Source organism: Stenotrophomonas sp. P5_A9 (assembly GCF_056400525.1).
Genome location: NZ_JBFULC010000101.1, coordinates 1 through 8,422, shown reverse-complemented (window position 1 = coordinate 8,422; position 8,422 = coordinate 1). Strand labels below are relative to the sequence as shown.

The window sequence follows — 8,422 nt, the reverse complement described above, 5'->3', positions numbered from 1 at the left end:
TGCACGGGCTGACCATCCAGTGCCGCCACTTGGTCCAGCATGATCACCGGCACCTGCACTTCGGCCAGCACCGGCTGTAGCGCCGAAACGCTCAGTACATGGCGCGGGCTGCTGTCGGCCAGCATGTAGCCCAGACGCGCGGCCGGATACCCCGGGTCCAATGGCAAATACGCACCACCGGCCTTGAGCACGCCCAGCAACGCCACGACCATGTCCATCCCGCGCTCCAGGCAGACCCCGATCCGATCATCCGGCCCTACCCCCAGACCCACCAGATGATGCGCAAGCTGATTGGCACGCCTGTTGAGCTCGCCGTAGGTCAGCGTCCCACCCTCGAACTCAATGGCAATCGCTTCACTCGTGCGCCGTACCTGTGCTTCAAACAGCGTGTGGATGAGGTGCGTCTCACCGAAGGGCTGCGATGTAAGGTTGAAGCCGCTGACTACCTGCTGCCTCTGAGCAGGCTGCAGCCAAGGCAACGTCCCCATAGGCGCACTGGAGTCCGCGATCATCCCCCCCACGATCATGTCCAGGTGGCCGGACCACCGCTCTATGGTGTCACGACTAAAAACATCCGGGCGAAACACCAGCTCTGCTCCGGTTCGGTGCGCCTCGTCATAAAGACGCAGCACTACCGTACAGCCGAACACCGTGTGCGATGCCGAAGCAGACGAGATCACTACCCCAGCGTCGAACGGCGCGATGCGATCACCCCAGCCGGCGTCCCGTAGCACCCGCACCGCCTCCGACAATGACGGCAAGGCACAGGCAAGCGCCCGGCCCCTCGCGGCCTCTACTTGGCCTATCCACTCCCATGCACTGGCTTCCTGCTGGCGGTAGCGCATGACTCCCACCACCGACGGACGCCAGTCGCGCTGGTCGAACAGTCCCAGCAGACCGTCAGCCTGTGAGCCCAGACGGCTCAGCAATTCCATCCAGGCAGCAATCCACACACTCTGGGCAGACCCGCCGCTTTGCCCGCTCCAGGCGATGATGGCATCCGCCGTTGAGCGCAGCGCCGGCACGCTGTCCAGATGCAGCGGTGCATCGTCACTGCGGTGGCCATCGGCCGGAAGATCCAAGGTCGGCGCTGCATCGTGCAGCGTCGCGCTCCAGTTCGTTACGCGCGCCTGCCAGGCATCCCAGCTGATCCAGTCGGTGCCTGCGCCAACTGCGACCTGCACCAACGCCCGCTCACCGGTGAGCTCGAAATAGCGACGTAGCAACGCGAACACTGCGTGTTGCCGGTCCGCATCAGAGCCGTCCAGGTCCGCCACGACAGCGAAAACGCTATGGCCATCCGCATATCGGTGTGCGACGGAGAAGAGCGCAACCCCGTCCATCGCTGCGCGACCAGCGGCTATGGCGCACTGCAGCGCATCGACACCTTCCGGATTGGTGCAGTGCAGTGCGGCCCTCCCCTTTGAACCACCGTGCGAGACCTCCCAATCACGTGCGCACAGCTCAGCGACGTCGGCCAGCAACTGCGGACGCAGTTGATCGGGCCACCGCAGTACGCACGCACCCGCAGCGACGCCCTCCACCTGCAGCAGCGGCAACCCGCCCGTTGCCGGCAGCGGAACGGGCGCGTCGAAGTCGGAGAGCATTGCTTCGATGGACGCCATGAATCGCTCTGACAAATGCGCTACGAATTCCTCCGATAGTCCCAACTGCGTATTGATCGTCACCAGCAAGCCATCAGCCGGGTTGCCGCTCACCTGTGTCGACAGCAGGAAGTTGCTTTCCTCAAATTGCTCCCCCATCTCCACGCGGAGCCAATCGACCTTCATCAACTCGGTGGCAACCTTGAAGTTGGTATAGGTAAAGTTCGCCTGCACCGAGAGATGCGGATTCCGCCGCAGGACACTGGCAAGCGCATGCCGACGATAGGGCTTTGCATCGGCTTCGGACGTTGTCAGTTCCCTGGCAAGTCCGCGCCAGCTCGTGCCACCCCGTATCAACACTGGGGTAACGTTGAGGAACAAGCCGACCAGATTCTGTCCGCCGTGCGCCTCCGGGCGGCCGTGATCGGTCATGCCGCTCAGCACATCGCCACCGCCCATCACCGCGCGCAGCACCTGCCCATGTGCCATCAGCATCAAGGTCTTCAGCTGCACTCCCTCACGACTTGCAAGGCTTTCCAGACCGCGCGCGAGGCCCCCCGGCATCGTGTAATGATGGCGCCGCAGCTGATGTCCGCCCCCGGGTGCGGGGCGCAGTTGGGGCAGCGGTGGAAGCGAGCTGCAGAACCCATCCCACCAGGCAATGGAAGGAGCATCGCGTTCATCGTCGAGCGAACTGGCTACGTAGTCGGCAAAACGCAGCCCGCCGGCGTCAAACACGTCAGCCAGTGCTGCACCTTCCCGGCGTTGATGATAGAGCTCCAAGATCTGTCGCTGTACGGTTGCCATGCTCCAGCCATCGAGAATGGCGTGGTGCGCATCGACGATGCACTGGATGCGGTCATCCGCCAATTTCAGGAGGGTGAAACGGATTAGCGTTGGCCCCCGCAAGTCCAGCACGGTAGCCTTGATGCGAGAGATGGCATCTTCGATGCAGGCAGCCTGCGCGGCCGGCGACAAGGCGCTCAGATCCTCCTGTTCCACCCATGCTTGCGCATCGGCATGAACCAACTGCAGCGGCACGGAGTAGCTGCCCAAGTCGAAGCCGGTGCGTAGTACGGGCTGCATCGCAACCACCGCTTCTATGGCCTCGACAAACATTGCTTCGTCGTAGGCGAACTGCAGCTCGAAAGAGAACACGTCATGGTAACTGCCCCCCCCTTTGTCGAGCAGACCATGGAAGAGCATGCCCATCTGCAGCGGCGTGACTGGATAGGCGTCCTCAAGCCCCTCCGGAAGAACCTCACGATCAGCTGCTGGCACCAGCGCGAACGCTGCCACGTGCTCGGCTGAGACACCGGCTGGAATCCTCTTCTCAGTTTCCGACAGGTGATGCGCCAGTTGCCGCAGGCTGGGGTATTTGAAAATGTCGGCAACGGATACGTCCATGCCCGCCTGGCGAAGCTCGGCGACCGCCTGGATCGACAGGATCGAATCGCCACCCAGCGAGAAGAAGTCATCATCCAGACGACTGATCTTCGCGTGCAGTAGCTTCCTCCACACCTCGGCGATGAGCTCCTGGATCGGATCCAGTTCAAGGGCTGACGGTGCGAACGTCTGCTGGTGCTCCTGGAAGTACTCAAGCAGCGAGGTCCTGCAGACCTTGCCGTTGGGCGTCAAAGGCATCGTATCCACGAACAGGATATGTGCCGGCACCATGTGCCGAGGCAGCTGTTGCCAGAGCTTGGCCCTGAGCTGGTCCGCCGTCTGTTCCGCCTGGCCGCCGTCGACGAAGGCCAGAAGCATTTCCGTGCCCCGCTCTGCCAATACCTGGATGCTGACGTTCCGTCCAGGCAGCAACGCCGTAATATGATGAACGATCTCACCGAGCTCGACACGCTTGCCGCGAATCTTGATCTGTCCATCGCGACGACCCAGGTACACCAAGTTGCCATCAGCATCGTATCGACAATAGTCGCCCGTCAGGTATCCGCGCCCGCCGAGAACCGGAAGGTCCACGAAACTCTTCCCGGTAAGTTCCGGGCGCTGGTGGTAGCCCAGTCCGACGCCATCGCCGACCATCACCAGTTCGCCAACCACACCGCGTGGGCACAGTCTCTGGCTGCCATCCAGGACGTAAGCCCGGGTGTTCTGGATGGGCCGACCGATGACCACCTGTGGCAGGGCCAACCATTGTGCCTTGTCGGCAACGAAGGCTACGGATATATCCGCGCACTCGGTGGGTCCGTAGATGTTTGCGACCCGGCTGTTGCAGACCTCGCTGGACAGCCACGGACTCAGCTGCGAGCGGTCGAGCGCTTCCCCCCCCAATGCGAGCAGGCGCATGCTGGCCAAGGAATGGAAACCGGTCCGCTGCGCTTCTCGAAGCAGCGCATACGCCGCACTGGGCGCGCAGTTGATGATCGAAACACCTGCCGTCGCGATAACGTCCAGCAACCCGGCAGGATCGAAACCCTCGGCCGGAGCAAGGATAAGCTGTCCACCGGCGATCACCGGAGCAACGATGTTCTTCAGCGAGGCGTCAAAACCGATAGGGATCATGAGCAACAGGCGGCTCGCCGCATCCAGCTCGGCGAAGCGAACGTACCAATCGCAGAGGTTCGCAAAAGCCCGGTGGCTGATGAACACACCCTTCGGTAGACCTGTAGAGCCTGATGTGTACAACAGGTAGGCCGGTGACTCAGGGTCGATTACAGGGTAGCTTTCGTCGAACGTATCGTGTTCACCCAGTGTTTCCACATCAAGGGTGAAGCCGAAGAACTCCGGCAGGTAATCGGACAGCGAGGACCGGGTGATGATGATCGCTATGCTGCTGTCCGCAAGCGTATGCTCGGTATGATCGGCGGGATAGCTCGAATCCAGGGGAACCAGCACGCCGCCGGTACGCAAGACCGCGATGACCGCTGCTGCCATCTCAGGCGACCGCTCGAGATAGACGCCGACCCGGTCTCCCGGCCGCATTCCCATGCGCGACAGGCGCGAGGCTATACGGCCAACCATCGTCTGCAGCTGGCTGTAGCTGAGGTCCCCGACCGGAGACCGTACCGCTATGGCATCGGGAGTACGTTCCACGCTCTGGTCCAGGCCCTCGAAAAGCCGGGTGGCATCCACCTCCACATGCTCGCCCTGGACCAGAGGCAATAGCTGCTGTTCCAGCACATGGCCAAGCGTGCCATCAACGTCGGCCGCAGGATGGTGCAGGCATTCCTCGAGCAGCACAAAGTACATGTCCAGCCAGCGCGCCACCGTCTCCACGCGAAGCAGATCTCGGTTGAACCAGACCTTGACCTGTTCGCTGCTGACCTTGAGTGTCAGATCGTACTGCGAAAGCACGGTGTCGGAAGCGCGCTCACGCAGGGTTATGCCGTCGAACTGCTCGAGGTCGCGTGAGTCCCGAGCGTACAGGAACTTGACCTGAAACAGCGGCGGGAACGCCGGATCCCGTTCAACGCCAAGATCGTCGACAAGTTGGTCGAAGGGCATCTCCTGATAGTCAAGGGCATCCTTGACCGTCTCCTGTACCCCTTCCAGATAGCCTTCCACGCTCGCGCCAATTGGCACGACACAACGCAGTGCAAGCTGGTTGACGAAGAATCCCGCCGTATCTTGGGTTCCAGGATGCTCGCGGCCGTACACATCCGTGCCGATGAYCAGGTCACGCTCTCCCGTCAGCCGACTCAACAGGAGCGCGTAGGCACCGAGGTAGCAGGCGTACTCGCTTGACCTGTGTTCACGTGMGAAAGCCGCGACGCGTTGCTGCAACGCGCCAGGAAGCTTTCGCTCCAACAGCCGGCCGCGATACCCCTGCTGCGCCGGTCGCGGATGGTCAAGTGGCAGTTCAAGCACACCCTTGGCTCCGTGCAGCGTGTACGCCCAGTAGGATCGGGCCGGCTCGAGGGCACCCGCAGCAAAGCGCTGCACCTGCCACGCTGCGTAATCCATATAGGACGGGGGCAAAGCCGCCTCCGGCGCGTCCTGCCCCTCACCATCCAGACTGCGATAGGTCTTCGCAAGTTCCGCCACGAACTGCTGAATGGACCATTCATCCGTGGCGATATGGTGGAAACCCAGCATGAATACATGATGGTCATCGGCAAGGCGCAGCAGGCTGGCCCTGATCGGTAGCTCATCGGCAAGGTCGAAGGGACGATGCATCACGCGATCGCGCTGGTTCTCCAGTTCTGCTTCGGCAGACGCCGTTCCGCACCCGCTCAGATCGACCTGTTCCACCCGAAAAGTCAGGTCGCTGCGGAACCGCTGAGAAGCGACACCGTCCTGGACGAAGTACGTCGTGCGGTAGATACGGTGTCGAGCCACCACCCGCTCCAACGCCGCTACGAACCGCTCGCCATGCAACGGCCCATGCAGGGCCATTTCCACCGGAAGAATGAAGTGCGTTGCAAGCGGATCGTACTGATGCAGAAAGTACATGCGACGCTGTGCGAACGACAACGGTGCTTCGCTGACATCAGCGAATGCCGGCGGGCCCGATGCAATCTCGCTCGCTACCAGCGCCAGCAAGGCGTCCCTGTGCTGTTTCAACGCAGCGACGACATCCGCGGTAAGAAGCTCCTGCCCGCCAGTGACGCGCAGGCGCCCCTCTTCAACGACCAGATGGATGGCATTTTCATCGAGATATCGGACGAGCTGGAAGAGCTGCATGGACGCCTCTTGGTTCATTGGTGTTGCGCAGGCTGACTGCAAGGGGACACGTTCCGGTAGATGTTTCCAACCGCATCTCGAAAGTTGGCGGGACCGGTACGCAGAAGTATGTCGGGGGCGCTAGATGTTCCAGATACGCTTGGCAAACAGCCGTTCGGCATGGATGCCCGAGTCGGCGCATGATGCGAGCAGGCGATCAGATTCCAGAATCTGGCGCGCATCCTGGTCGTAGTCCATGCCCATGAAGTACTTAAACCAAGGCTCCATTCCCAGCGCATAGATATAGACTTCCGTCGGCTTGAAGATGGCGATCATCTTCTCTGCCGAGGCGCAGTCGGAGCCATTGAATCGCCGCGACTCATTGATCGCCCGTGGAATGGGCTTGGTGAACAGCGAGCCGTACAGCCAGCTCATCGGCGCCCCAACACACTCCATGCCGATGAACAGCATGTCCACGTTTCCGGTGATCTGCGCGATGCGTTCGTACATGCGTTCATCCAGGCTGGACGAATCGGCACCCGAGAAGATCTTCTTGCCTGCAAACTCGAACAGCCAAGCGGCCTTGGAGCGGATGTTCAGATCTGCGTGCTCGCCCAGGAACGGGAGGTTGCGGATGGAGCCATCGACACATTGGATCGCCTCCATCTCCTCCAGTTCCTGTACCGGAAATCCGAGCTTCCCCAGCATCAGCTTCAGCGATGGATCCACCAGACTTCCTCCGCTGTTCTTCGGCACGAGCACGGTCCCAATCTTATGACGCAGCTGCAGAAGTGTTTCCAGGCACAGATGATCCATATGGGTATGGGTCAGGCACACATAGTCGATTTTCGCAGGCAGCTCACTGAAGCTGAGCACGCGGTCACCATGGCGGTCATCTCGCGCTGCAATGATCGGGTCGACCAGGATCGCTGTATGGCCAGACTCGATCAGGAGCCCGGCATGCCCCAGATAGCTCACGCGCAAGTTCCCGCCAAGTGCCACGTGTCGCACGGAGGGCGGCTCGGTGGTGAACAGATCTCTCAATGATAATTCGCCCGACTGTGCGTACCTGGAAAAGAGCATCTGCAGCTCTTCGCCACGCCGTGGCGTATCGCGCGTCGCAAAGATGGCGTCAACGATCTCATCGGCGAATGGCGCTTGCACGTGCAGGTGATTGGCGTCTGGAAGGCGGGGCGAGCTGAGCACAAACGGCCGTTCCTTGACCTTCTCCAGCAGACCGAACGCCAGACTCTGCTCCTGGGTTTTGTACAGCTTGCCCTCGTAGAGCAGCCCTTCGATAAGACGCAGCGATGGCGAGTGGCTCTGGTCGTAGACCAGTTCGACGTAACCGCGCAGCACCTCGGGAAGCCGCGCGTATAGTGGTTCGAGCGACATCCCTTTCATGGGCTCAAGCAGCTGGTTGATATCTGCCACGGCCTTGCGTACATCCAGGTAATCTGCGTGTTCTGTCTCGATGCGCGCGACCAGTGCGCGAACATCCTCCAGCTGATCCTCGCTGCAGCTTACGAAATCTCCACCGGCAAGCGTGGGATCCTTGGCGGCAGCCAGATGAAGCTGGTGGTTGGCCACGAACGATTTCATCAACCGCAAGCCGCGACCGGTGATGTTCATCGCTGCACTTACCGGAGGAATCAGGTAAGGCCAGGCATACCATTTGAACACCAGCGGTTCGAAGTAGGCGTCTTCGCGCAGGTAGTAGAGTTGATTCGGCTTCATGCTCGCATTCTCCATCTTGTTCCAGGGTCTTCCCTGCTCATATTTCCAATGTGACGGTCGTATCCGGGTTGCTCTGCCGACGCCGGGATGCGGCTTCGACGACCACGGCCATCTGCGACAAGCTGGCCGCCTCGTACAGCGTGCCGGTCTTCAGCTCTGCACTGAACCGCTCCTTCAGATGGAAGCCCAGCCTGATCAACTGCAGTGAGTTGCCTCCCAGTTCGAAGAAATCGTCATGCCGCCCGACCCGTTCCACGCCCAGGAGCTCGGCCCAGATCGCGGCCAGCACCTGCTCCATCCCCGCCTCTGGTGCGACATACCCGCGCGTGACCGAGGCATCCAGCCCCGGTATGGGCAGCGCCTGGCGATCCAGCTTGCCGTTGGGTGTAAGCGGCATTGCTGGCAGGCACACGAAGGCGCTGGGCACCATGTAGGGAGCCAGCGTCCGCGCGACCTGCTGA

At 61.3% G+C, this 8,422-nt stretch carries 3 protein-coding genes; all 3 read right to left on the bottom strand.

Translation table 11 applies throughout. The annotated features are described in order from the left end of the window. Positions 1–6,245, bottom strand: a 6,245-nt coding sequence (locus AC1DR7_RS19485) for an amino acid adenylation domain-containing protein (RefSeq protein ID WP_478076632.1), incomplete at its 3' end; no start/stop codon positions are given. 120 nt (positions 6,246–6,365) lie between these two features. Beyond that, positions 6,366–7,961, bottom strand: a complete 1,596-nt coding sequence (locus AC1DR7_RS19480; RefSeq protein ID WP_478052988.1) for an MBL fold metallo-hydrolase — start codon at positions 7,959–7,961, stop codon at positions 6,366–6,368. A 37-nt stretch (positions 7,962–7,998) separates the two neighbouring features. Next, a partial coding sequence (locus tag AC1DR7_RS19475) for a phosphopantetheine-binding protein (protein ID WP_478052987.1) occupies positions 7,999–8,422 on the bottom strand: 424 nt, incomplete at its 5' end.

Bases quoted from the DNA above. Each gene is read 5' to 3' on its own strand.
- AC1DR7_RS19480 (WP_478052988.1), bottom strand. From the start codon at position 7,961: ATGAAGCCGAATCAACTCTACTACCTGCGCGAAGACGCCTACTTCGAA.